Genomic DNA, 24,442 nt, shown 5'->3' with positions numbered 1-24,442 from the left:
GGGCCGCAACAGTCACGGCAGAACCCTGCCGCAAGATCCAAGAGGGCACTATGGCCGCAGGCATTAATAAACTCTCCAAAACCTTCGTCTGGATTCTCATGGGCATGCTGATGCTGGGTCTTGCCGGTTTTGGCGCCGTCAACCTCAGCGGAACGGTCCGCACAGTCGCCCAGGTCGGGGATGAGGACGTTTCGGTCGATGCCTATGTCCGCGAGCTGCAGCGCGAAATCCGCGCGGTCGAGGCGCAGACCGGTCAACCGATGCAGATGTCACAGGCTCGCGAGCTGGGGCTGGATCAGCGGGCCTTGGCGCGTCTGGTTTCGCTGGCAGCCCTGAACAACGAGGTCGCACGGCTGGGTGTTTCGATCGGTGATGCCAACCTGCAGAAGGAAATCGTCGGCATTCAGGCCTTTCAGGGCCCTGACGGATCTTTTGACCGCGAAGCCTACCGCTTCCAGCTGGAACAGATCGGCATGACCGAAACCGAGTTCGAGGAAGACCTGCGAAAGGAAACAGCACGGACAATTGTCCAAGGCGCGATGATGGACGGTGTTGAAATGCCCGCAATCATGACCAAAGCCTTGGCCGACTATGTTCTCGCTCGCCGCAGCTTTACCGTCGCAACTCTGTCGCCGGACGCTCTGACGACCCCGATCCCCGAGCCGACAGACGCCGAGATTCAAGCGTATTACGGCGCGAATACCGATCGGTTCACTCTGCCGCGCACCAAAAAGATCACCTACGCCGTTCTGTCGCCGGAGATGCTGCAGGATACGGTCGAAATCGACGAAGGCGCGCTCAAGCGTCTGTATGAGCAGCGCAAGGACCAGTATCAGCAACCCGAACGTCGTCTGGTTGAGCGGCTGGTCTACCCCTCGGAAGAAGAGGCGACTGCGGCGATGGCGCAGCTGGAAGTCGGCGGGGCGGATTTTGAGCAGCTGGTACGCGAACGCGAACTTGAACTGAGCAGCGTCGATCTGGGTGATGTGACCCGCGAAGATCTGGGCGAGGCCGCGGATGCCGTTTTTACCGCAGAGATTGATCAGGTCGTGGGTCCCCTGCCCTCGGTCTTTGGTCCGGCCCTGTTCCGGGTCAACGGATCGCTGGCCGAACAGAACGTGAGCTTTGAGGACGCCGAACCGGAACTGCGCGCAGAGCTGGCCGGCGAACGCGCCCGGCGCCTGATCGAAAGCCAGGCCGAAGATATCAACGACATGCTGGCCGGCGGCGCCACGCTGGAAGAGTTGGCCAACGAAACCGAAATGGAGCTTGGCAAGATTGACTGGACCCGCCAAAGCGACGACGGCATCGCCGCGTATGACGGCTTCCGCCAGGCCGCTCAGGCCGTCCGCGAAGATGATTTCCCGGAAATCGGATTCCTCGAGGATGGTTCGATCTTTGCCCTGCGGCTGGATGAGGTTCTGCCGCCGCGCCCCGAGCCGCTGGAGTCCGCTCGCGACCGCGTCGCCGCCGCATGGGTACAGGAACAGACGGCCAAGGCGCTTGAGGAACAGGCCAACGGCATCGTGACTCAATTGGCCGTCGACGGTGATTTCACGGCGACCGGTCTGCCATTCCGTGTCGAAAACGCGCTGACCCGTACCGCGTTTCTGGATAACGTACCGGCCGACTTCATGACCCAGATCTTTGAGATGGAGCCCAATGAGCTGCGCGTGATCGCGGGACCGGATGCGGCATTCATCGTTCGGCTGGACGAGGTTCTTCCGCCTGCGGAAACCGACGAACAGCGCCTGATGCAGGAAGCCGCTGCCGCTCAGCTGAACCAGGCACTGGCCCAAAACATCTTCGACATCTATGTGCGCGACGCTCAGACACGCGTGCGGCCGACCCTGGACCAGCGCGCGCTGAACGCGGTTCAGGCCAACTTCTGACCGGAACGAAAATGGCTCTGACACCCGATTTCGACAGCTTTGCCCGCGCCTACGAGGCCGGACAGAACCAAGTCGTTTATACCCGTCTGGCCGCGGATCTGGACACACCGGTTTCGCTGATGCTCAAGCTGACGGGCGCCCAGAAGGACGCCTTCGTCCTTGAATCGGTGACCGGAGGCGAAGTTCGCGGGCGGTATTCGATCATCGGGATGAAGCCGGATCTGATCTGGCGCTGTCGGGGCGAAACCTCGGAATTGAACCGTTCGGCGCGGTTTGATGCGGATGCGTTCGACGCGCAAGATGGCAACCCGATGGACAACCTGCGCGCGCTGCTCGCCGAAAGCGGCATCGACCTGCCCGATGACCTGCCCCAGGCTGCGGCCGGCCTGTTCGGTTATCTGGGATACGACATGGTGCGCCTTGTCGAACACCTGCCGGATGTGAACCCCGATCCTTTGGGCCTGCCGGATGCGATACTGCTGCGCCCGTCGGTGGTTGCGGTCCTGGACGGCGTGAAAGGCGAAGTCACCATTGTGTCTCCGGCCTGGGCCAGCGACGGGCAGTCAGCCAAGGCCGCCTACGCACAGGCGGCCGAGCGTGTGATGGACGCGGTGCGCGATTTGGAACGCGCAATGCCCTCGGAGTCTCGAGATCTTGGCGAGGCGCACGAGATCGCGCCGCCGGTATCCAACTTCACCAAGTCGGGCTACATGGAAGCCGTAGAAAAGGCCAAGGAGTACATCCGGGCTGGTGACATCTTCCAGGTGGTTCCGGCACAACGCTGGACACAAGATTTTCCGCTGCCGCCCTTTGCGCTGTATCGTTCATTGCGCCGCACGAATCCGTCGCCGTTCATGTTCTATTTCAACTTCGGTGGCTTTCAGGTGATCGGCGCCAGCCCCGAGATACTTGTGCGCGTGTTCGGCAACGAGGTGACCATCCGGCCGATCGCCGGAACACGTCCTCGCGGTGCCACCCCCGAAGAGGACAAGGCCAACGAGCTGGATTTGCTGGCCGACAAAAAGGAACTGGCCGAGCACCTCATGCTGCTGGACCTGGGCCGTAATGACACAGGTCGCGTGTCCAAGATCGGCACCGTCCGCCCGACCGAGGAATTCATCATCGAGCGCTACAGCCACGTGATGCACATCGTGTCGAACGTTGTGGGCGAGTTGGCCGACGACAAGGATGCCCTGGACGCCTTCTTTGCCGGGATGCCTGCGGGCACGGTGTCAGGCGCACCGAAGGTCCGGGCGATGCAAATCATCGACGAGTTGGAACCCGAAAAGCGCGGTGTCTACGGAGGCGGTGTCGGCTATTTCAGCGCCGGTGGCGACATGGACATGTGCATTGCGCTGCGTACAGCCATCGTGAAGGACCAGAAACTGTATATCCAGGCCGGCGGTGGTGTCGTCTATGACAGCGACCCCGAGGCCGAATATATGGAAACCGTGCACAAATCGAATGCGATCAGGCGGGCCGCGGCGGATGCGGCGCGGTTCACCGGATCCGGGAATTCATAAAAAAGGCGGCCAAACTGGCCGCCTTTTCTTCTTTTTCTACACTGATTACTGAATCTGGCTTTTCATCACCGCCGAGATCGGGGCCAGGGCAACTCGGTTGCCGCGATCCTCAAGGCCCCAGAGCAACAACGCCGAAATTGTCTCGGGCCGCAATCGGCCCAGCATCACAACCGCGCCTTCCTGCCCGGCCCGAAAAGCGGCCTGGTCCAGGAACCGGCGCATAACCGTTGGATCCTGACGCGCACCGTCGATGTCGCGGAACACCACACTGGATGGAATGCCGTTCCGCGCGGCCAACTTTTGGACGGTGTTCAACCCGTTGTCCTGCACGACCAGCCCACGGCCAGTTCCTGCCGCGATGGCAGCCACCTGATCGGCCAACTTTCGGTTGCCTTGTATCCCGGTGTTCACGCCCTCAAGCAGGCCAACGGTTTCAGGCAAGGTTTCAAGCCAGACCGCCAGCGAAACTTCGGCATCCTGCGCGCTGGCCGCCTTTGGCAGGTCGGTCAAGGCCAGAACCTCGAACCCAGCCTCGCGATAGCGCTTCATCTTCTCCGCCGCTTGCGGATCCGAAGGGCTGACCGCAAAGCTTAGGGGATACGGAAAATCCTTCAGCGCCTCGGCCCCGAACGCACCTTCGTCATCGATCAGGATGATCGACATCAGCGGTTTGGCATCCGGATTGTCAAAGGCAGCCGCATAAGCATCGATCGGCTTGCCGGGCATGCCCTCACCCTCTGCCGGCTGATCGGCCGGGGCATCATCACGTTCGGTCAGCGGGATCACGCGTTTGCCAGCAATCGAGGATGAGGCCGTTGCCTGTTCGCCGCCGATCTGGGGCAAGGCCGCGATCCGGGCCCGTTTGCGGGGCTGAGTGTCTTCGCCCCCCTCGACCGCGATCGGGCTGTCGCCGGTTCCGGTCGGTTGATCCGGCTCAGGCGTCGACGGCAGCGCGGCTGTTTCCGGCTCGGGGGGCGCTTCGGGTTCCGCATTTGCCGTGGTCTCTGGTTCGGCGGTCTCGGGCTCGACGGCCGTGACCTCTTGCGCCGGTGGCTGCGGTGCGGTCGGCGGCGTCGCGTCCACAGTGACAGGCTGGACCTCTTCGTCCGGGCTGGACGGAACCGGTCCGGGCGCCGGGGGCGCGGCTGGCGCGTCGGTCGTCACATCGACCGACGCGGCATCTCCTGCACCCGGGTGGTTCAGGCCTGCTACGGTGTCACCAACCTGCGGACGATCATCCGGCTCGGCCTGAATGCCATCCAGCCCAGTGGCCCCATCCGACGTATCGTCCAGCGCCTCAAGCGCTCGTGGTGCGATTTCGACAAGATCGGAATCCGGACCAGCGCCCTGCACTTCCGTATCCGCCTTGGGCAGATCGGCTTCCGCCGCGGCTGGCGCCGCTGTCTGAATATCCGGTTTGCTGCCAAGTGGCGTGTTCAGGGAAAGCACTGCGCCCAGAACCAACACAACGACCGCGCCGGCGATCATTCCACCGATAAATCCGCCCATCTGTTCTTGCCTCTCGTCTTTCATCCTGCCTCGGCAGCCCGTGCACCGTCTCTGCGGCACTCACCCGTCCGGTCGCCTTGTTGGGGTTGTCCCCTTGACGCTGCCGCACAAGCCTGAGCATGTATGTCCCAACACTATACCGTGGCGCGGGGCTGTATCGCCAGTCCGAATTGCCCAAACACAAGACAAGTGCCAAATGCTGCTGCTGATCGACAACTACGACTCGTTTACCTACAACCTTGTCCACTATTTGGGCGAATTGGGCGCGGAAATGGTCGTGCGCCGCAATGATGCGCTGGATGTGCAGGAAGCAATGGCCATGAACCCTGCCGGCATCTTGCTGAGCCCCGGCCCTTGTGATCCGGACCAGGCCGGGATCTGCCTCGCGCTGACCGAGGCAGCTGCGGAAACGCGCACGCCTTTGATGGGTGTATGTCTGGGTCACCAGACCATTGGTCAGGCCTTTGGCGGCAAGGTCGTGCGGTGCCACGAAATCGTGCACGGCAAAATGGGAACCATGCATCACACTGGCAAAGGCCTGTTCGCCGGCCTGCCGTCACCGTTTGAGGCGACCCGCTATCATTCACTGGTCGTCGATCGGGATACCCTGCCCGATTGCCTCGAAATCACGGCAGAGTTGGAAGACGGCACCATCATGGGCCTGCAACACAAAGAGCTGCCGATCCACGGTGTTCAATTCCACCCGGAATCGATCGCCTCGGAACACGGCCACGCGCTGCTGAAGAATTTCCTGAACGAAATGAAAGTCCCCGCATGAGTGACGCGCTGAAACCGCTGATCGGAGCTGCGGCCGATCGCGCCCTGACCCGTGCCGAAGCCGAACAGGCCTTTGAGATCCTGTTTGAGGGTCGCGCGACGCCCAGCCAGATCGGCGGTCTGTTGATGGCCATGCGGACGCGCGGCGAAACGGTCGAGGAATATGCCGCCGCCGCCGCCGTGATGCGCGCCAAATGCAACGCGGTCAAAGCACCAGCGGGCGCGATCGACATCGTGGGAACCGGCGGTGACGGGAAAGGCACGCTCAATATCTCGACCGCAACGGCCTTTGTCGTGGCTGGCGCGGGCGTGACCGTGGCCAAGCACGGAAACCGGAACCTCAGCTCGAAATCCGGGGCCGCCGATGCATTGGGACAGATGGGAATCAACGTGATGGTCGGGCCGCAAGTCGTTGAAAAGGCTTTGCAGTCCGTCGGCATCGGGTTCATGATGGCGCCCATGCATCACCCGGCCATCGCCCATGTCATGCCCACCCGGCAAGAGCTTGGCACCCGAACCATCTTCAACATCCTTGGCCCCCTGACCAACCCCGCCGGTGTCAAGCGGCAGCTGACCGGAGCCTTCAGCCGTGATCTGATCCGACCGATGGCGGAAACCCTTGGTCTGCTCGGGGCCGAGCACGCCTGGCTGGTACATGGCTCCGACGGAACCGACGAGTTGACGATTACTGGCATCAGCTGGGTCGCGTCGCTTGAGGACGGACGGGTGAAAGAGGTTGAACTGCATCCCGAAGATGCTGGCCTGCCGGTTCATCCCTTTGAAGATATTCTGGGCGGCACACCCGAGGAAAACGCCGTCGCCTTCCGCGCATTGCTGGATGGCGCGCCGTCGGCCTATCGGGATGCGGTCCTGCTGAACGCGGCTGCGGCCCTTGTGGTCGCCGAAGCTGCTCCAGACCTGAAAGAAGGCGTCGAAATGGCCGCCGAAAGCATCGACAGCGGCAAGGCGAAAGACAAGATTGCTGCTCTGGCACAACTCACACAGGAAGCCGCATGACCGAAACCGTTCTGGATAAGATCAAGGCCTACAAGCTAGAAGAAGTCGCCGCCGACAAAGCCAAAGTTTCCCTGGACGAGGTCGAGCAACAAGCCCGTGAGGCGTCTGAGACGCGCGGCTTTGTGGAGGCACTGCGCACGGCCAGTCGCCGCGGGTATGGTCTGATCGCCGAAATCAAGAAGGCAAGCCCGTCCAAGGGGTTGATCCGTGAGGATTTCGATCCGCCCGCGCTGGCAAAAGCCTATGAAGAAGGCGGCGCCGCCTGCCTTTCGGTTTTGACCGACACACCCAGCTTTCAAGGTTCCAAGGAATTCCTGACCGCGGCCCGGGCTGCATGCTCGCTTCCGGCACTGCGCAAGGACTTCATGTATGATCCCTATCAAGTGGTCGAAGCGCGTGCACTGGGCGCCGACTGTATCCTGATCATCATGGCATCGGTGGACGACCAGCAAGCCGCCGAACTGGAACAGACCGCGTTTGACTGGGACATGGATGTCCTGATCGAGGTACATGACGAGGCCGAGCTTGAGCGCGCGGCCGATCTCAAAAGCCCTCTCATCGGGATAAACAACCGCAATCTCAAGACATTCGAGACCTCGCTTGATACCACTCGACGCTTGTCCAAGCTGGTTCCCGCTGACCGCATGATCGTGTGCGAAAGCGGGCTGAACACCCCGGAAGACCTTGCGGATATCGCCCGCTATGGTGCCCGGTGTTTCCTGATCGGAGAAAGCCTCATGCGGCAGCAGGACGTCGCCGCCGCAACCCGTCACATCCTATCGAACCCGCTGGTGCCGGGGGTCATGTGATGCCCCTGACGCATTTTGACAGCGACGGCCAGGCCCATATGGTCGATGTATCGGACAAGGACACGACAAACCGGGTCGCCGTTGCCGCGGGCCACGTGAAAATGGCTCAACAAACCTTTGAAATCATTTCCGAAGGCCGCGCGAAGAAGGGCGACGTTCTGGGGGTTGCCCGGTTGGCCGGGATCATGGGAGCAAAGAAGACACCGGACCTGATACCGTTGTGCCATCCCCTGCCTGTCACCAAGGTGTCGGTCGACCTGACATTGGACCCGGACCTGCCCGGCGTGCAGATCGAAGCGACGGTCAAGACCACCGGTCAGACTGGTGTCGAGATGGAGGCCCTGACAGCCGTGTCTACCGCGGCGCTGACCGTCTATGACATGGCCAAAGCCGTCGACAAGGCAATGGAAATCGGGGGGATCCGCGTTCTGCTGAAAGATGGCGGTAAGTCAGGTCGTTACGAGGCGAAATGATAACGGTTGAAGAAGCCCGACAGCTGCTGTTCGGCCTGGTCGCCACCATGCCCGAAGAGCAGGTTGCGCTTGCTGACGCGGCCGGCCGAGTGCTGATGCGGGATGTCAAAGCCGAGCGGGACCAACCCCCGTTTGCCGCCTCTTCAATGGATGGATATGCGCTGAAGTCGGCCGAGGTTGAACGCCACGCGATGTTCAAGGTCATCGGTGAGGCCGCCGCTGGTCAGCGTTTCACGGGTACGGTTGGCCCGGGTCAGGCGGTTCGGATCTTCACCGGGGCGCCTGTCCCCGAGGGGGCAGATTTCGTCGTCATCCAGGAAGACACCGACCTGCGCGGCGATCTGTTGACGATCACGGAAGATCCCGGCCAAAAAACCAACATCCGACCGGCAGGCGTGGATTTTACCATCGGCGATACGCTTAGTGCACCGCGAGTTCTCTCGCCCGAAGATCTTGCATTGCTGGCGGCGATGAATGTTCCATTCGTCTCCGTGGCCACCAAACCCCAGATCGCGCTGATCGCCACGGGAAACGAGCTGGTCATGCCGGGCGAAGCTCCGGGACCTGACCAGATCATTGCCTCGAACTCGTTTGGCATCAAAGCGTTGCTCGAGAAGGCTGGCGCACATGTTCGCATGTTGCCAGTGGCACAAGACACACTGTCATCGCTGGAAACCGCGTTTGGCTTGGCCGAAGGCGCCGATCTGGTCGTGACAATTGGTGGAGCGTCGGTGGGTGACTACGACCTTGTGGCCGAAGCATCGCAACGGCTGGGGCTCGAACAATCCTTCTACAAGGTCCTGATGCGCCCCGGCAAGCCGCTGATGGCCGGGCGGCTGGGTGATGCGGCGATGATCGGGTTGCCCGGCAACCCAGTCAGCGCGATGGTTTGCGGATATCTCTTCCTGGTTCCCTTGGTCAAAAAAATGCTGGGCATCCAGACTGTTGATCCGATACTCCATCAGGCCATCCTGTCGAAGGCCCTGACACCAAACGGCCCGCGCGAGCACTATATGCGCGCTCGATTGGAAAGCGATGGGATACGCGCCTTCGAGGATCAGGACAGTTCGCTGCTCAGCGTTCTGGCGCGGTCGAACGCCTTGCTGATGCGCCCTCCAAACGATCCCGCGCGGGCTGCGGGGGAAACGGTGTCCTACCTGCCGATTTAGGTTCAGCCGGCAAATCCATTGACACAAAACGTGAACATGCGTAGAACAAAAGAAAACGCATGGGCAACGAGGTGTGAGCGATGCTGACCAAGAAGCAATTGGATTTGCTGGAATTCATCCACAAACGCGTTCAGGCGGACGGTGTTCCACCCAGCTTTGACGAAATGAAAACGGCGTTGGACCTGAGATCCAAATCCGGCATCCATCGGTTGATCACCGCGCTGGAAGAGCGTGGGTTCATTCGGCGTCTCGCCCACAGGGCGCGCGCGATCGAGATCGTGAAACTGCCTGAAAGCCTGGGAGGCGAGCCGACCGCCGGCTTCACGCCCCGCGTGATCGAAGGTGACAAGCCCAGCGTGCCCCGCCCCGCCAATGTCGAGCCTGTGTCGGTGGACGCTCTCGAACTTCCGGTGATGGGCAGAATTGCCGCCGGTGTTCCGATCGAGGCGATCAGCCACGTTTCCCATCATGTTGCGGTACCGGGCACGATGGTATCGGGCCGTGGCGAACACTATGCCCTTGAGGTGCGCGGAGATTCCATGATCGACGCCGGTATCAATGACGGGGACGTGGTCGTGATCCGCGAAACATCTTCGGCAGACAATGGCGACATTGTCGTGGCCTTGGTCGAAGACCAGGAAGCAACCCTCAAAAGGTTCTTCCGGCGCGGCCAGGCGATCGCGCTCGAGGCTGCCAACCCCGCCTACGAAACGCGGGTATTGCCCGAGGACAAGGTCAAGGTCCAAGGGCGTCTGGTCGGACTTATTCGGACTTACTGAAGCCGTCGGGCCGAGCCGATGACCAAAGGCGCGGCCCCGTCGCATCAGCGCTGCTGAACAGCTTTCCTTGGCGGATCGCAAGGCTTCCGGTCTTTCGCAGTCGGTCTGGATCAAAAACGGCGCAGTCACCAGTCAGCTTGATCGGCACAGCAGAGACCACGAGTTCGCCCGGGTGGCAAACGGTGACCTGCTGCGCCGCGCGCTTGCCCGTGATATGGACCAGCTGGAATTTCTCGAAAGGGTATCGCTGAACAAGATCTGGGGCCGATGGCCACCGGCCTGCAGCCTCCGGCTGGGTTGCTCCGTCTCCATCGTTTTCAAGCCAGACCGAAGCGACGAACCCAGCGCCTTTTTCCTTGCTCAACGCGCGGCCCTGCTCGGTCATCACCCCAACCAAACCACCTGAATCGGCGATCAGCACCTCGGGCCGCTGGCCTTGTCCCCAGAATACGGCGGCGAACGCCATCGGAAAAACTCCGACCCAGCGGCTGCGTCCCTGCCACAAAACGACCCACAGCGCACCCAAGGAAAACAGCGGCAGGACAAAACCGGGCGAGCTGGCAACAAAGCTCCGCGCACCATCCAGGCCGGACACCCAGTCCGAGACGGCCAGGATCCACGCCAGCCCGAAACCCATCACATGGATCGCCACGGTCTCGATCCCGAAAGGCGCGAGGATCGCTGCCAGAACCGCCGAGGGAACCACGATGGAACCCATAACCGGCACGGACAGGGTGTTGGCCAGCAAGCCGTAGTGCGAAACCATGTTGAAATGCGCCGCACCAATTGGGGCCGTCGCCAAACCAGCGACCGCCGAGGAGCACAGAAGCCCACCCACCGGGCGCAACCACTTGGGCACTCTTGGAACCTCGACGTCGCGAAGGGCACCGAAAACCGCGACCAGTGCTGTCGTGGCGGCAAAGGACATCTGAAAACCGGGGCTGAGCAATGATTCAGGGCGAAGAAACAGCACCAACAGCGCGGCAACCGCGACGGCCCGCAAGGATATGGCACGCCGATCGATCAAAACTGCCCCAAACAGAACCGATACCATCACGAAGGCGCGCTCGGTCGCGACATTGCCCCCAGAAAGCAACAGATAGAGCGTTGCGGCGATCAGCGCGCAGACCGCGGCAACTTTGCGGACCGGCCACCGCAACGCCAATGCAGACAAGGCCGCAAGCAGTATCCGGCAAGTCACAAAGACGAACCCCGTCAACAACCCCATATGCAGGCCTGAGATTGCAAGCAGATGGGCAAGATTCGACGCACGCAATTTGTCCAAAGCGTCGGCGCTGATGCCGCTGCGATCCCCGGTCGAAACAGCGGCGGCAAAGCCGCCGACATCACCTGGCAGCACTTCTCTCACTCTGTCGGAAATGGCCATGCGCACGGCAGCGACACGCACCCCGGCCTCAAAGCGGGCCGGAGCGGCGGTGACCACCGGCGTGCGCGCGTATCCGACCGCGCCCAAGCGCTGAAACCAGGCATGTCTGCGAAAATCAAAGCCGCCGGGCTCGACGGGACCTTGCGGCGGTGACAGATGGGCCGTCGTCATAACGCGTTGCCCTGGCACAATCGGTACATGGTCGCCATGCAACGAAAGTCGGATGCGCCGCGGGGCTTGGTCCGGCGGCACGTCCCCGATCCGCACCTGGTCCAGCGTAACCCGCAGCGCATCCGAAGCAGAGCGATCCAACGCCACGACCCTCCCCTCAACCGGGCCGTAATAGCGCCATTTCAAAACCGGCTCTGCAACCATGTGAGCGCGAGCACCCGCCAGGATGAACCCGACGGCGACCAGCGCCCCCCCTATTGCCAACGGAGCCCAGGCAGACGACATCCGGCGGCTGGCCCAAATGGCAAGCAGGACCAACCCGGACAGGCCCGAATAAATCCGCGCATCCGGCTCGAACCGGATTGCGAAATACAGGCCTATGCCGATGGCCAGACAAACCGGAGACCAAGGCAAAAGGTGCCCTCGCTGGTTTAGCAACGCACCTTCGACCCACGCCACAACACGCATGGTTGCCCCCGTCCTTGAGGCTCGTTAGACAGGCTCAACTCTACGCTCAACGCGGTTACCAAAAGGTTAATCACTACAATGTCCGATCAGGTCGTCACCCGATTTGCACCCTCGCCCACCGGCTATCTGCACATTGGCGGAGCCCGTACTGCGCTGTTCAATTGGCTCTACGCCCGCGGACGAGGCGGAAAGTTCCTACTGCGGATCGAAGATACGGACCGCGAACGGTCAACGCCCGAAGCGACCGAGGCAATCCTCAAGGGCATGAGCTGGCTCGGGCTCGACCACGACGGAGATGTCATCAGCCAGTTCGAGGGCGCAGCTCGTCACGCCGAAGTCGCCCACCAGCTGCTGGCAGAAGGCAAAGCATACAAGTGCTTTGCAACCCAGGAAGAGATCGCAGCCTTTCGTGAACAGGCCCGGGCCGAAGGCAAGTCGACCTTGTTCCGCAGCCCGTGGCGCGACGCCGATCCCAGCACCCACCCCGATCGCCCTTTCGTTGTGCGGATCAAGGCACCGCAGAATGGCACAACTGTCATCCGCGACAAGGTCCAGGGTGACGTGACCATCCGAAACGATCAGCTGGACGACATGGTCCTCCTGCGTTCGGACGGTACACCGGTCTATATGCTGGCGGTGGTCGTTGATGACCACGACATGGGTGTGACCCATGTCATTCGCGGCGACGACCACCTGAACAACGCGGCGCGGCAGATGATGATCTATGAAGCCATGGGCTGGAAGGTTCCGGTTTGGGCGCACATCCCGCTGATCCACGGCCCTGACGGCAAGAAACTCAGCAAGCGGCACGGCGCGTTGGGCGCGCAGGAGTATCAGGCCATGGGCTATCCTGCCGCCGGTATGCGAAACTACCTGGCGCGCCTGGGCTGGAGCCACGGGGACGACGAGTTCTTTACAGATGAACAGGCCAAGGAATGGTTCGACCTGGACGGAATCGGGAAAAGCCCGGCGCGGTTCGATCTGAAAAAGCTCGAGAACTTGTGCGGACAGCACATCGCCACATCCGAAGATGCTGCATTGCGGCATGAAATCGAAGAATATCTGGACGCCGCTGGCCTGCCTGCGCTGACAGGAACACAATCGGATGATTTGGAACGTGCGATGTATTGCCTCAAGGATCGGGCGCGTACATTTCCAGAACTCCTTGAAAAGGCGCATTTTGCACTGACCTCGCGGCCGATCCGGCGCGATGAGAAAGCAGAAAAGGCGCTGAGTTCTGTATCCGACGGTATACTGGATCAATTGACGCCGCAGCTGCAAAATGCTAGCTGGACCCGGAACGAACTGGAGGAGACCCTCAATTCGTTTGCCGAGGCAAACGGGTTGAAGTTCGGCAAGCTGGCTGGCCCCCTCAGGGCTGCGTTGGCGGGTCGGGCCGTCACACCTTCGGTTTTTGACATGATGCTCGTGCTGGGTCGGGATGAGACCATTGCACGGATTTCTGATGCAGCGGCATAGTCCTGACTTCACATTCGGGCAATGCTGCTCCGCTACGACCTGACTCGCGCAGCCTTGCGCGATCACCGCCCGTTTTGTCGGTCAGCGAGCCGGCATTCGTATGATTGAGGAAGGGAAAACATGACCGAGAGCAACAAGACAGCGACTCTGACCGTCCACGGAAAAACCTATGAGTTGCCGGTTCATTCGCCAACGGCAGGACCCGATGTAGTCGACATCCGCAAGCTCTATGGTCAGGCCGGCGTGTTCACCTACGACCCGGGTTTCACTTCGACCGCAAGCTGCGACAGCACCATCACCTATATCGACGGTGAAAAGGGTGAGTTGTTGCACCGTGGCTATCCGATCGACCAATTGGCCGAGAAATCGCACTTCCTCGAAGTTTGCTTCCTGCTGCTGTACGGATATCTGCCTAAGGCCGACGAGCTGGAACAGTTCGAATCCACCATCACCCACCACACGATGCTGCATGAGCAAATGCAGTATTTCTATCGCGGGTTCCGCCGAGACGCGCACCCGATGGCGATCATGGTGGGTGTCGTGGGCGCGATGTCTGCCTTCTACCATGACTCGACCGACATCTCGGATCCGCGCCAGCGCGAGATCGCGTCGCACCGCCTGATCGCCAAGATGCCCACCATCGCGGCCTGGGCCTACAAATACCATATCGGCCAGCCCTTCGTGTATCCGCGCAACGATCTGGACTATGCGTCGAACTTCCTGCGCATGTGTTTCGCGGTTCCGGCCGAGGATTACGAGGTGAACCCGATCCTCAGCCGCGCCATGGACCGGATTTTCACCCTGCACGCCGATCACGAACAGAACGCCTCGACTTCGACGGTGCGTCTGGCCTCGTCTTCGGGCGCAAACCCGTTCGCTTGTGTTGCAGCCGGTATCGCCTGCCTCTGGGGCCCTGCGCACGGCGGCGCCAACCAGGCCTGCCTGGAGATGCTGGAAGAGATCGGCAGCGTCGACCGCATTCCCGAGTTCATTGAACGTGCCAAGGACAAGAACGATCCGTTCCGCCTGATGGGCTTTGGCCACCGCGTGTACAAGAACTTCGACCCGCGCGCCAAAGTGATGAAGCAGTCGGCCGATGAGGTTCTGGACTTGCTGGGCATCGAGAACAACCCGAAACTGCAGGTCGCCAAGGCGCTTGAGAAACAGGCACTGGAAGATCCGTATTTCGTCGACAAGAAGCTGTTCCCGAACGTCGATTTCTACTCGGGCATCATCCTCGAGGCGATGGGTTTCCCGACCTCGATGTTCACCCCGATCTTCGCGCTGTCGCGCACCGTTGGCTGGGTCAGCCAGTGGAAAGAAATGATCGCCGATCCTCAGAACAAGATTGGCCGCCCGCGCCAGCTGTATCTGGGCGAAACTCTGCGCGACTACGTCGACATCGAAAACCGCTGAGACAGACAACAGGCCCCGCCATCGAGCGGGGTCTTTTCTTATTGGAACAGTGACAATTGATCCCCGGCCCGCGCAGGCCGGGCAAAGAGGTCGCAACGCAGTTTGGGAGTTGTGGTCGCCAAGCCAAGCCTCGCAATCGCAGACTTGAACCGCTTGGCGACCATTTCGGCGTAGACCCCCTCGCCGCGCATCCGATGCCCCCACCGCGGGTCGTAGTCCCTGCCCCCGTGCATTTCGCGCAACCGCGCCATGACCTTTTCGGCGCGACCGGGCTCGTGTTCGGACAACCACTCCTGCCACAGTTGCGAGACTTCGCGGGGCAACCGTAGCATGATCCAACTGGCCGCATCCGCGCCCGCGTCACGGCCCGCCTCCAACAACGCTTCAAGCTCGTGATCGGTCAGTCCCGGTATGATCGGGGACGTCATGACGCGAACGGGTATCCCGGCCTCGGTCAACTTTCGGATCATGAGCAGCCGGCGTCTTGGTGCAGGGGCACGCGGTTCCATCCGCCGCGACAGGCTATCATCCAACGTGGTCAGCGAGATGCCGACCCGGACCAGCCCAAGGGCGGCCATCGGAGCTAGAATATCGATGTCTCGTTCGATCAAAGCGCCCTTGGTCACGATCGCAACCGGGTGGTTGAAATCTCTCAGAACATCCAGGCAGGCCCTTGTGATCGAACGTGTTTTTTCGATCGGCTGATACGGGTCCGTATTTGTACCCAGCGCAATCGGCGCCACCTTGTACCGCGCGGACGAAAGCTCGCGTGCAAGCACATCCGGCGCGTTCGGACGTGCGATCAGACGCGTTTCGAAATCCAACCCGGCAGATAGACCGAGATATGCATGTGTGGGTCGGGCAAAGCAGTAGACGCAACCGTGTTCGCACCCGCGATATGGGTTGATCGACCGGTCAAATGGCAGATCCGGTGACTTGTTGTAGGTGATCAGAGACTTCGCGACCTCGTCCCGCACCGTGGTTCGCAAGGGAGGCAGAGGCTCGGGATCCTCCCAGCCGTCATCGACCGCTTCGTGCGCATACGCCTCGTACCGACCAGCGTCGTTCGATACGGCACCTCGCCCGGAATTAGTGTGGCGCAACGGCATATTTGTTTCCTTTTTGTTCTCGATACTCCTAGCATCTGCGGGTTTCCGCGGCAAGTCCGCCATCACAGTTGCCCGCCTTGTTCCAGGCACAGAACCCATGAATACCGCTCAGAAAGATCATGTGAAATTTGGCGTCGAGCGCGGCAAGATTTTCACCTATAGGTCGGTCTCGGAGCCGCCGAGGTCGCAATCGTCACAGTCTAACTGCGGCGAAATGGCCAAAACGGGAAAAACAGCCACCAAGGGCACAAGGCCCGCCAGCTCAGGGAAATGACCCATGTCCGATGAAGAAGACATCGTCCTGTCGGAACTCAACGACGACGAACTCGTCGAACAGATGTTTGATGACCTCTACGATGGCCTGAAGGAAGAGATCGAAGAAGGCGTGAACATCCTGCTGGAACGTGGATGGGCACCGTATGACATTCTGACCAAGGCGCTGGTCGGCGGTATGACCATCGTCGGACAGGATTTCCGCGACGGCATCCTGTTCGTGCCCGAAGTTCTGCTGGCCGCGAACGCGATGAAGGGCGGCATGGCCATCCTCAAGCCTCTGCTGGCGGAAACCGGCGCTCCGCGCGTCGGCAAGATGGTGATCGGTACCGTCAAGGGCGACATCCACGACATCGGCAAGAACCTCGTCTCGATGATGATGGAAGGCGCCGGCTTCGAGGTTGTCGATATCGGCATCAACAATCCGGTCGAAAACTACCTGGAAGCGCTGGAAACCGAGCAGCCTGATATCTTGGGCATGTCGGCCCTGCTGACGACGACCATGCCGTATATGAAAGTGGTCATCGACACGTTGGTCGAACAGGGCAAGCGTGACGATTACATCGTGCTGGTCGGCGGTGCCCCACTGAACGAAGAGTTCGGCAAGGCAATCGGCGCTGACGCCTATTGCCGGGACGCGGCGGTTGCGGTCGAAACCGCCAAGGAGTTCGTCTCGCGCAAGCACAACCAACTGGCGGGTTGATCCTGCACGCCTTGTTTTGTCAAAGCCGCCTGTCCGGGCGGCTTTTTCATTTCCGCGCCAGGGCAACACAACGAGATTGAAACTCGGGTGCCGAGTGTGTGATCCCAAAGGCCGCGAACTTGCATCCGGGGCTTTTTCGCAGTCATTTGACATTGGAACCTTGCGGAGGCGACACATGCCGCAGCATGACATACCTGACGACAAACGCCTGACGGAACAGGGGTTTGACGAAATGGATGCACGGCAAAGCATCCTGTTGATCGCCTGCGGTGCGTTGGCGCGCGAGATTCTGGACCTGAAGACACGCAACGGCTGGGACCACCTTGCACTGACGTGCCTGCCTGCCATCCTGCATGTCTATCCCGAACGGATCACTCAGGCCGTCGAGGATGCCGTCGCCAAGCATCGCGACCAGTATGACCGGATTTTTGTCGTCTATGCCGATTGCGGGACCGGCGGACTGTTGGAGCAGGCTTGTAAACGGCTGGGAGTCGAAATGGTGCGGGGGCCGCACTGCTATTCCTTCTTCGAGGGAAACGACAAATTCGCCGAACGCGGCGACGATGAGACTACGGCCTTTTACCTGACTGACTTTCTGGCCAGACAATTTGATGCGTTCGTCTGGAAGCCGCTGGGGCTGGATCGGCACCCGGAATTGCGCGACATGTATTTCGGAAATTACACCAAGCTGATCTACCAGGCGCAGACAGATGACCCCGAACTGACCCGTCGGGCACAGGAATGCGCGGATCGGATGGGGCTGGAGTTCGAACGCCGTTTCACCGGATATGGCGATCTCCAGACCACGCTGACAGACTGGGCCGGCGCGCGCCCCAAATCCTCATGATTGGCCCCCGAGTGGTGAAACTGTCTCAGGCGTTTTCGCGCGCTACGTCTCGGATTCGGTCGATCATCGCACGCACACCGTTCGACCGCTGGGCCGACAGATGTTCATTCAACCCCAATCGGGCAAGCTCGGCCGCGGCGTCGACCTTCTCCACTTCGGCAACGGGCAAACCGTTGTAAAGCGAGCGCAATACAGCAATCAGACCACGCACGATCAGCGCGTCGCTGTCGCCGTCAAACCGAAAAACACCATTTTCGATCACCGGATGAAGCCAGACCTGACTGGCGCAGCCATGGACTTTGGTTGCCGGCACCTTCAAGGCGTCATCCAGCGGAGCCATCGCCTTGCCCTGCTCGATCACGTGGCGGTACCGGTCTTCCCAGTCCTCAAGGAACTCGAAATCCTCGACAATCTCCTCAAAGGCAGGCGTGGCCATGAACGTGGGTCCTCTGGTTGCGGTTCTGGTTCTGACCTAAGTCGCCCGATGTCCGGTGTCCACCCCTATGGGCGGCTTTTCAAACGACCGAAAGTAGGCTACCCAGTGCGGGTAATACCTTGCAAAGCTTTGGGTCCATGCAAAAAACTGTTTCCGTCCTTCTTGTCGCCCTGTTGACCCTGTCCGCCTGCAGCAGCTGGCGCGATTCCCGGGCAAACCCGTCGAACTGGTTCGGGAACAGCACCCCTGCCCCGGTCGAGACATCGGCCAGCGACGCAGACGCGCTGGTACCGAAGCAAAGCTCGGGCCGGGGACTGTTCGCGCGCCCTGAACCCGAAGACACCAGCGTACCGATCACCACCATCACAGAGCTGCGGATCGAGCCGAACGCCTCGGGTGCCATTGTGGTCGCGCAAGGCACCGCCTTCCGCCAGGGCGCCTATGACGCAAAGCTCACCTTCGTCGAATCCGAGGAAAACCGGAAGAACGGCGTCATGGAGTTCGTTTTCCGCGTGAACTACCCGACCTATGCCACTGCACAGGGGCCCGAACGTACGCGTGAAGTGACCGATGCAGTCAATGTCAGCCGTCAGGACCTTGAAGGCATTCGTCTGATCCGCGTGGTCGGTCAGCAGAACGCCCTGGAATCGCGTCGGCGCTGAAATCAATCTTACAGGGGGACGACCTGAACAGTTTGCCCCTTCGCTGCCAAGGCAATCTCGCCTCTGCAAAGTTTGAGCGCGTCCTCGCCAAAGACCTCGAACCGCCAGCCGGACATCGCAGCAACGTCACGGTCCCCAGCCGCGATCTGATCCAGCTCCGAGCTGGTCGCGATGAGCTTGGCCGCGACCCCTGCGGTTTCCGTCTTTGACTTCAGCAAAACTCGCAGCAGGTCAGCCAGCGCAGGGTTCACCTTGATCTTGTCCCGGTTGTTGTCCACTTTGGGAAGATCCTCTGGCGGGCAATTCACACCTGCCTGCACGGCGGCCAGAATCCCGTCGGCGATGGCACCTTTCCGCGCTTCGCGCAGCAGCAAACGCGAGCCGCCCAGATCAGCATGCGTGCGTGGTTTGGTCGACGCCAGTTCGACCAGCGCATCATCCTTGAATACACGGCTTCGCGGCACGTTGTTTTGTTGGGCATATTCCTCACGGAACCGGGCAAGCTCCCGCACCACCGCAAGGAACTTGGCCGAGTTGGTCCGGGTCTTGACCCGCCGCCATGCCTCTTCGGGGCGGATGTCATAGGTTGCGGGATCGGTCAGAACGCGCAACTCCTCCGCTACCCAATGGCTGCGTTTGGACTTTTCCAGCTCGGCGGCCAGATGTTCATAGATTTTGCGCAGATGCGTCACATCCGCCAGCGCATAGGTCTGCTGCGCCTCACTCAGCGGGCGCCGCGACCAATCGGTAAACCGCGAGGTCTTGTCCAGACCCTGTTTGCAGATCTTGCGAACCAGCGTTTCATAGCCAACCTGTTCCCCGAAACCGCAAACCATCGCAGCGACCTGCGTATCGAAAAGCGGTTTGGGGAAAATGCCGGCTTCTACCCAGAAAATCTCAAGGTCCTGGCGGGCGGCATGGAACACTTTGACGACGTTTTCGTTTTGGAACAATTCGTAAAGCGGCTCCAGCGACAACCCGTCTGCCAGCGGATCGACCAATACCGCGTTGTCCTCGTCTTCAGAGGGCACAGCCAACTGCACCAGACATAGCTTGGAGTAGTAGGTCCGCTCGCGCAGGAATTCGGTGTCGACGGTCACATAGGGGTGTTGGGCGGCAGCCTTGCAGAAGTCAGCCAACTCTCGCGTGGTTTTGAGGGTCTTCATGCGCTTGCTATTCTTGCTCTTGCTCTGGTCATTGCCCGTTGGTTTCTTCTGCCCCGAGCGCTTGGCCAGACCATAGGCCGAATTGGCCGCTCATGTAAATCTCTGGCGCAAGATCAGGGGAGTAACACCGGTGCGCGATCGCCACGGGCAAAGCGCTCCAGAACCGCCGGATACAGCTTGTGTTCCCAGGCCAGCACCTTCCGAGCAAGCGAATCCGGGGTGTCGCCGGGTTCGACCGGAACTCGGGCTTGCCCCAGGATCGGCCCGTCATCCAACGCCGCGGTGACCTCGTGGACGGTGCAGCCGTGTTCGGCATCCCCGGCGGCGATGGCTCGGGCGTGGGTGTTGAGCCCTTTGTACTTGGGCAGCAGCGAGGGGTGGATATTCAGCATCCGCCCCTGAAAGCGGGACACGAAATCGCCAGTCAGCACGCGCATGAACCCCGCCAGGCAGACGATGTCTGGCTGCGCCTCGAGCAGCGGCTTGCACAGCTCGGCCTCAAATGCGGCGCGGTCACCACCGAACGGTCGGTGATCGACCACGGCTGTGGCAATCCCGCGATCCGCCGCCTTGGCCAAGCCGCCAGCATCTGCATTGTTCGACAGAACCAGACAGGGGAGCGCCGGATGGTCACCGGTCATGCTGTCGACCAGCGACACCATGTTCGACCCGCCCCCGGAAATCAGGATGGCGACGCGCTTGTGGCTCACAGCAGCTTGCCTGCGTAGCTGACGCCCGCCCCTTCGGTGACCGACCCGATGCGCGCGACGCTCTCGCCGGCATCCGACAGCAGGGCGGCCAAGTCATCGGCGCGGTCGGCGGCACAGACGACGATCATGCCGATTCCGCAGTTGAAAGTCTTGAGCATTTCCGACTCGGCGATGCCTCCGGTTTCCGCCATCCAGCGGAACACCGGCGGCAGATCCCAGGCGGTCAGGTCGATTTGCGCACCCAGATCGTCCGGCAGCACGCGCGGCAGGTTCTCGGTCAGCCCGCCGCCGGTGATATGCGCCAGCGCATGGACGCCACCGGCCCGGATCGCGGCCAGGGCGGGTTTGACGTAAAGCCGCGTGGGAGTCAGCAGCGCCTCTCCCAAAGGCCCGTCACAAAACGGTGAGCCCGCGTCCCATCCCAGGCCCGAGATCTGAACCAACTTGCGCACTAGCGAATAGCCGTTGGAATGCACCCCGTCCGAGGTCAGCCCCAGCAGAACACTCCCGGCCTGCACACCGGCGGGCAGATCGCTGCCGCGCTCCATCGCGCCGACGGCAAAGCCTGCCAAGTCGAAATCGCCATCCGGGTACATCCCCGGCATTTCGGCGGTCTCACCCCCGATCAAGGCACATCCCGAGCGGACACAGCCCTCGGCGATGCCCTCGATGATCCGCGCTGCGGTGTCGGTGTCCAGCTTGCCAGTTGCGAAATAGTCCAGGAAGAACAGCGGCTCGGCCCCCTGGCAGATCAGGTCGTTCACGCACATGGCCACCAGATCAATGCCCACGCCATCGACCACGCCGGTGTCGATCGCGATCCGCAGCTTGGTGCCGACGCCATCGGTTGCGCCCACCAGGATCGGGTCGGAATACCCTGCCCCTTTCAGGTCGAACAGCGCGCCGAACCCGCCAAGGCCGCTCATGACGCCGGGGCGGTTCGTACGCTTGGCGGCGGGCTTGATCCGGTCAACCAGGGCATTGCCCGCATCGATGTCCACACCCGCATCTGCATAGGTGATGCCGTTCTTGCCCGCTGTCATGGCCGTTCCCTCATGAATGCTTTCAGCGCGGGTTAGTCGATTGTGCGCCGCGTTGCAACGGTCAGGCTTGACGCGGCTGTTCTGCGTGGTACCCAAGCGCTCAGGCGGGCCTGTAGCTCAATTGGTTAGAGCAGAGCGCTCATAACGCTTTGGTTGGGGGTTCGAGTCCCTCCGGGCCTACCAAATACGGCCGAAATCACCGCCCAATGATGATGTCTGCGCACAAACCGCCCAAGCGTTCGCTTTGGCCCAGGCGCAAAACACCGCCGTGGACACGAGCGATATCTGCAACGATCGCCAGCCCGAGGCCCACCCCGCTGCCCTGATTCTGGTTCCGCGACGGGTCCAACCGGCTGAATGGCTTTACCGCCTCTGTCCGCTGCTCGGGCGGGATGCCGGGACCATCATCCTCAACCCGAATGCGCAGCGATTTGTCGGTCAGGGTCATGCTGACCATCGCGTGCGACCCGTAGCGCACCGCGTTGCCGATCAGGTTTTCCACGGCGCGGCGGATCGCAGTCGGACGCAGCATCACTGCGCCCTGCCCTTCGGGCGGCAGCAAATCGACACTTTGTCCGGCCCGTTGCGCATCATCCACGATCGAGCGCAAAAGCTCATCCGGACGAATCTCGACCTGCTCTCCCTCAGACGCGCCGCGCGAGAAATCAAGGAAGGCATCCAGGAGTGACTGCATCTCGTTCACGTCCTGAAGCAGCGGCTTGGCATCGTCCTCGGGCAGCATCGACAGGCCAAGCTTGAGCCGGGTCAGAGGCGTTCGCAGGTCATGGCTGACACCCGACAGCATCAAGGTCCGCTGCTCGATCTGCCGCTCGATCCGGGCACGCATGTCAAGAAACGCGCTACCGGCGGCCCGCACCTCGACGGCCCCTCCGGGGGTGAACGGCACGACCCGACCCCGTCCAAAAGCCTGCGCCGCAACGGCCAGCCGAGTGATCGGCCGCAACTGATTGCGCATGTACAAGAACGAAATCGAGGTCATGATCACCGCAAAGAACAGCATCGTGACGATCAACTGGTGCGGGGCGACCGTCGACAGTCGCCGGCGATCGAAGCCAAGCTCCAACACACCCAGATGGGTGTTCAAGAACAAAGTCGCGACCTGACTGTCCGGCAACGATACCGCCACGAGGTTTGGCAGCAGCTCTTGAAGATCAGCGTCGATCTGCGGCGCGATGAAATCATACCAGCGCCGCGGTTCAATCCTAGGCGTTTCGTTGATCCCCAGGAAGCGGGCCTGCATGTCCAGCACCCTCAGATCCGGGCGCAGCGCGGCCAGCGCCTGCTGTTGGGTTTCGGCACCCTGAATATCTTCCAGAACCAGCCGCACTTCGCGCGACGCCGCGCGGGTCATCTGACCGGTCACATCCTCGAGGTGTTCACGCACGAATGCCACCGACACCACCAACAGAACCACGATCACCGGCAGCACCAGAATCAGAGCCGCCCGGGCATACAAGCTGCGGGGCAAATAGGGTTTGAGCCAACGCGAGGACATGCGCTAAACCTAGCGGGCTGCCCCGCCAAGAGAAAGAGGCCAAGATGCTGCCAGCAGACGATTTCAACCCGAAACCGGGGATCCCTGTCGCCCTGCAGCCGGGCCTCAGGCTCTTGCTGGCCCCTAACCCGTCGCCGATGACCTATCTGGGGACAAATACATACCTCCTGGGCACCAGCGACCTTGCCGTAATCGACCCCGGACCGTTGAGCGACAGTCACATTCAAGCCATTCTGGATGCGCTGCAGCCCGGGCAAAAGATCAGCCATATCGTGGTCACCCACAGCCACTTGGACCATTCGCCGCTGGCTGCCCCGCTGTCAGAGCGGACAGGTGCCCCGATCTACGCCTTTGGCGGGCCACAGGCAGGGCGCAGCGCGGTCATGTCCCAAATGGCCGAGCAAGGCCTCGCCGGCGGCGGCGAGGGAATCGACACGGAATTCCGCCCGGACATCGAGTTGGCGGACGGCGACCGGCTCGAGGAGGACGGATGGGGCCTTGAGGTCATTCACACACCGGGCCATCTGGGCAATCACATCGCGCTGGCTTGGGGAGACGTGTGCTTCACCGCCGATCACGTAATGGGCTGGGCCAGTTCGCTGGTTTCGCCTCCGGATGGTGATCTGACAGACTTCATGAAGGCCTGCCACCGGCTACGCGCCCGCGACTGGTCCATCTTCCATGCCGGACACGGCGCGCCGATCACAGACCCCTCGGGAAGGCTTGACTGGTTGATCCGCCATCGGCTGGAACGCGAGGCACAAATCCTCGACGCGCTGGCCGAGCGCCCGGGCACAGCCCGGGATCTGGCCCAGCGGATCTATGTCGAAACACCGCCTGCCCTGCTTCCAGCGGCCGAGCGCAACGTTTTTGCCCATCTGGTGGACCTGACCGGAAAAGACCGCGTCGCCCCCCAAGGCGCCCTGTCGGTGCAGAGCAGTTTTCACCGCATCGCCTGAACGCGCAAAAAATTTACCCTGGGTGCTTTTCCCCTCTGGACGCCGAAAAACCGGATTGCTATACGCGCCTCAGTTCCGGCGTAGCTCAGCGGTAGAGCAGTTGACTGTTAATCAATTGGTCGTAGGTTCGATCCCTACCGCCGGAGCCA

22 protein-coding genes and 2 tRNA genes are annotated in these 24,442 nt (G+C 61.3%); 16 read left to right on the top strand and 8 right to left on the bottom strand.

Translation table 11 applies throughout. The annotated features are described in order from the left end of the window. Positions 1-50 precede the first annotated feature (50 nt). Together AC2FNZ_RS07195 and trpE are read left to right on the top strand one after the other, a co-directional pair. On the top strand, positions 51-1,892 hold the full coding sequence (locus AC2FNZ_RS07195; RefSeq protein WP_496840054.1) for a peptidyl-prolyl cis-trans isomerase: 1,842 nt from the start codon (positions 51-53) through the stop codon (positions 1,890-1,892). An 11-nt stretch (positions 1,893-1,903) separates the two neighbouring features. Continuing rightward, positions 1,904-3,415: an anthranilate synthase component I gene (gene trpE, locus AC2FNZ_RS07190; protein ID WP_496840053.1), complete on the top strand. Its 1,512-nt coding sequence runs from the start codon at positions 1,904-1,906 to the stop codon at positions 3,413-3,415. 45 nt (positions 3,416-3,460) lie between these two features. Here trpE and AC2FNZ_RS07185 read toward each other — a convergent pair whose 3' ends face one another. Then, positions 3,461-4,924, bottom strand: coding sequence for a divergent polysaccharide deacetylase family protein (locus AC2FNZ_RS07185; protein ID WP_496840052.1), 1,464 nt, complete (start codon positions 4,922-4,924; stop codon positions 3,461-3,463). A gap of 196 nt (positions 4,925-5,120) precedes the next feature. Between AC2FNZ_RS07185 and AC2FNZ_RS07180 the strand changes: the two genes are divergently transcribed. The 6 genes from AC2FNZ_RS07180 to lexA all read left to right on the top strand — a co-directional run bounded on the left by AC2FNZ_RS07180 (position 5,121) and on the right by lexA (position 9,948). Continuing rightward, a complete protein-coding gene (locus AC2FNZ_RS07180) occupies positions 5,121-5,702 on the top strand; it encodes an anthranilate synthase component II (RefSeq protein WP_170338975.1) in 582 nt (193 codons plus the stop codon). Further along, entirely contained in the window at positions 5,699-6,718 is a 1,020-nt protein-coding gene (trpD, locus tag AC2FNZ_RS07175) for an anthranilate phosphoribosyltransferase (protein ID WP_496840051.1), read from the top strand. The genes AC2FNZ_RS07180 and trpD overlap by 4 nt, the downstream gene beginning before the upstream one ends. Beyond that, positions 6,715-7,527, top strand: a complete 813-nt coding sequence (gene trpC, locus AC2FNZ_RS07170; RefSeq protein WP_496840050.1) for an indole-3-glycerol phosphate synthase TrpC — start codon at positions 6,715-6,717, stop codon at positions 7,525-7,527. Before trpD ends, trpC begins: the two co-directional genes overlap by 4 nt. Next, entirely contained in the window at positions 7,527-8,000 is a 474-nt protein-coding gene (gene moaC, locus AC2FNZ_RS07165) for a cyclic pyranopterin monophosphate synthase MoaC (RefSeq protein WP_093962181.1), read from the top strand. Before trpC ends, moaC begins: the two co-directional genes overlap by 1 nt. Continuing rightward, positions 7,997-9,169: a molybdopterin molybdotransferase MoeA gene (locus AC2FNZ_RS07160; protein ID WP_496840049.1), complete on the top strand. Its 1,173-nt coding sequence runs from the start codon at positions 7,997-7,999 to the stop codon at positions 9,167-9,169. Before moaC ends, AC2FNZ_RS07160 begins: the two co-directional genes overlap by 4 nt. 80 nt (positions 9,170-9,249) lie before the next feature. Beyond that, the gene (gene lexA, locus AC2FNZ_RS07155) at positions 9,250-9,948 is read left to right on the top strand and encodes a transcriptional repressor LexA (RefSeq protein ID WP_093962183.1); all 699 of its coding nucleotides are present in this window, start codon (positions 9,250-9,252) and stop codon (positions 9,946-9,948) included. Here the strand turns inward: lexA and AC2FNZ_RS07150 are convergent. Continuing rightward, entirely contained in the window at positions 9,932-11,974 is a 2,043-nt protein-coding gene (locus tag AC2FNZ_RS07150; RefSeq protein ID WP_496840047.1) for a ComEC/Rec2 family competence protein, read from the bottom strand. The two genes, lexA and AC2FNZ_RS07150, sit on opposite strands and share 17 nt — an antisense overlap. A gap of 78 nt (positions 11,975-12,052) precedes the next feature. On the opposite strand from AC2FNZ_RS07150, the gene gltX reads away from it, so the two are divergent. After that, the gene (gltX, locus tag AC2FNZ_RS07145) at positions 12,053-13,453 is read left to right on the top strand and encodes a glutamate--tRNA ligase (RefSeq protein ID WP_496840046.1); all 1,401 of its coding nucleotides are present in this window, start codon (positions 12,053-12,055) and stop codon (positions 13,451-13,453) included. Positions 13,454-13,573: 120 nt separating this feature from the next. After that, complete coding sequence (gene gltA / locus AC2FNZ_RS07140) at positions 13,574-14,869, top strand: citrate synthase (RefSeq protein WP_093962186.1); 1,296 nt, start codon at positions 13,574-13,576, stop codon at positions 14,867-14,869. Between the two features lie 38 nt (positions 14,870-14,907). Here gltA and AC2FNZ_RS07135 read toward each other — a convergent pair whose 3' ends face one another. Next, positions 14,908-15,978: a PA0069 family radical SAM protein gene (locus tag AC2FNZ_RS07135; protein WP_496840045.1), complete on the bottom strand. Its 1,071-nt coding sequence runs from the start codon at positions 15,976-15,978 to the stop codon at positions 14,908-14,910. Positions 15,979-16,255: 277 nt separating this feature from the next. Here AC2FNZ_RS07135 and AC2FNZ_RS07130 point away from each other — a divergent pair, with 277 nt between their 5' ends. Further along, complete coding sequence (locus AC2FNZ_RS07130) at positions 16,256-16,954, top strand: corrinoid protein (protein WP_093962188.1); 699 nt, start codon at positions 16,256-16,258, stop codon at positions 16,952-16,954. 175 nt (positions 16,955-17,129) lie between these two features. Continuing rightward, positions 17,130-17,801: a DUF1638 domain-containing protein gene (locus AC2FNZ_RS07125; protein ID WP_496840044.1), complete on the top strand. Its 672-nt coding sequence runs from the start codon at positions 17,130-17,132 to the stop codon at positions 17,799-17,801. Between the two features lie 25 nt (positions 17,802-17,826). Here the strand turns inward: AC2FNZ_RS07125 and AC2FNZ_RS07120 are convergent, their stop codons facing one another. Continuing rightward, positions 17,827-18,237, bottom strand: coding sequence for a SufE family protein (locus AC2FNZ_RS07120; RefSeq protein WP_170368495.1), 411 nt, complete (start codon positions 18,235-18,237; stop codon positions 17,827-17,829). A 137-nt stretch (positions 18,238-18,374) separates the two neighbouring features. Here AC2FNZ_RS07120 and AC2FNZ_RS07115 point away from each other — a divergent pair, with 137 nt between their 5' ends. Further along, complete coding sequence (locus AC2FNZ_RS07115) at positions 18,375-18,899, top strand: hypothetical protein (protein WP_170338953.1); 525 nt, start codon at positions 18,375-18,377, stop codon at positions 18,897-18,899. Positions 18,900-18,907: 8 nt separating this feature from the next. On the opposite strand, the gene rnd is transcribed toward AC2FNZ_RS07115, so the two are convergent. From rnd to purM, 3 genes are all read right to left on the bottom strand, one after another. Next, a complete protein-coding gene (rnd, locus tag AC2FNZ_RS07110; RefSeq protein WP_496840043.1) occupies positions 18,908-20,065 on the bottom strand; it encodes a ribonuclease D in 1,158 nt (385 codons plus the stop codon). Positions 20,066-20,178: 113 nt separating this feature from the next. Continuing rightward, the gene (purN, locus tag AC2FNZ_RS07105) at positions 20,179-20,775 is read right to left on the bottom strand and encodes a phosphoribosylglycinamide formyltransferase (RefSeq protein ID WP_170586837.1); all 597 of its coding nucleotides are present in this window, start codon (positions 20,773-20,775) and stop codon (positions 20,179-20,181) included. Then, on the bottom strand, positions 20,772-21,818 hold the full coding sequence (gene purM, locus AC2FNZ_RS07100; protein WP_496840042.1) for a phosphoribosylformylglycinamidine cyclo-ligase: 1,047 nt from the start codon (positions 21,816-21,818) through the stop codon (positions 20,772-20,774). The genes purN and purM overlap by 4 nt, the downstream gene beginning before the upstream one ends. Before the next feature lie 106 nt (positions 21,819-21,924). On the opposite strand from purM, the gene AC2FNZ_RS07095 reads away from it, so the two are divergent. Next, positions 21,925-22,001, top strand: a tRNA-Ile gene (locus AC2FNZ_RS07095). A gap of 13 nt (positions 22,002-22,014) precedes the next feature. Here AC2FNZ_RS07095 and AC2FNZ_RS07090 read toward each other — a convergent pair. Further along, complete coding sequence (locus AC2FNZ_RS07090; protein ID WP_496840041.1) at positions 22,015-23,334, bottom strand: ATP-binding protein; 1,320 nt, start codon at positions 23,332-23,334, stop codon at positions 22,015-22,017. Positions 23,335-23,378: 44 nt separating this feature from the next. On the opposite strand from AC2FNZ_RS07090, the gene AC2FNZ_RS07085 reads away from it, so the two are divergent. Both AC2FNZ_RS07085 and AC2FNZ_RS07080 read left to right on the top strand, forming a co-directional pair. After that, positions 23,379-24,293: an MBL fold metallo-hydrolase gene (locus AC2FNZ_RS07085; protein WP_496840039.1), complete on the top strand. Its 915-nt coding sequence runs from the start codon at positions 23,379-23,381 to the stop codon at positions 24,291-24,293. 74 nt (positions 24,294-24,367) lie between these two features. Continuing rightward, positions 24,368-24,442 (top strand) — tRNA-Asn (locus AC2FNZ_RS07080).

The organism is Ruegeria sp. SAZA006 (assembly GCF_059613465.1).
The sequence above is the reverse complement of the archived record's forward strand: the minus strand, read 5'-3'. Positions and strand labels throughout refer to the sequence as shown.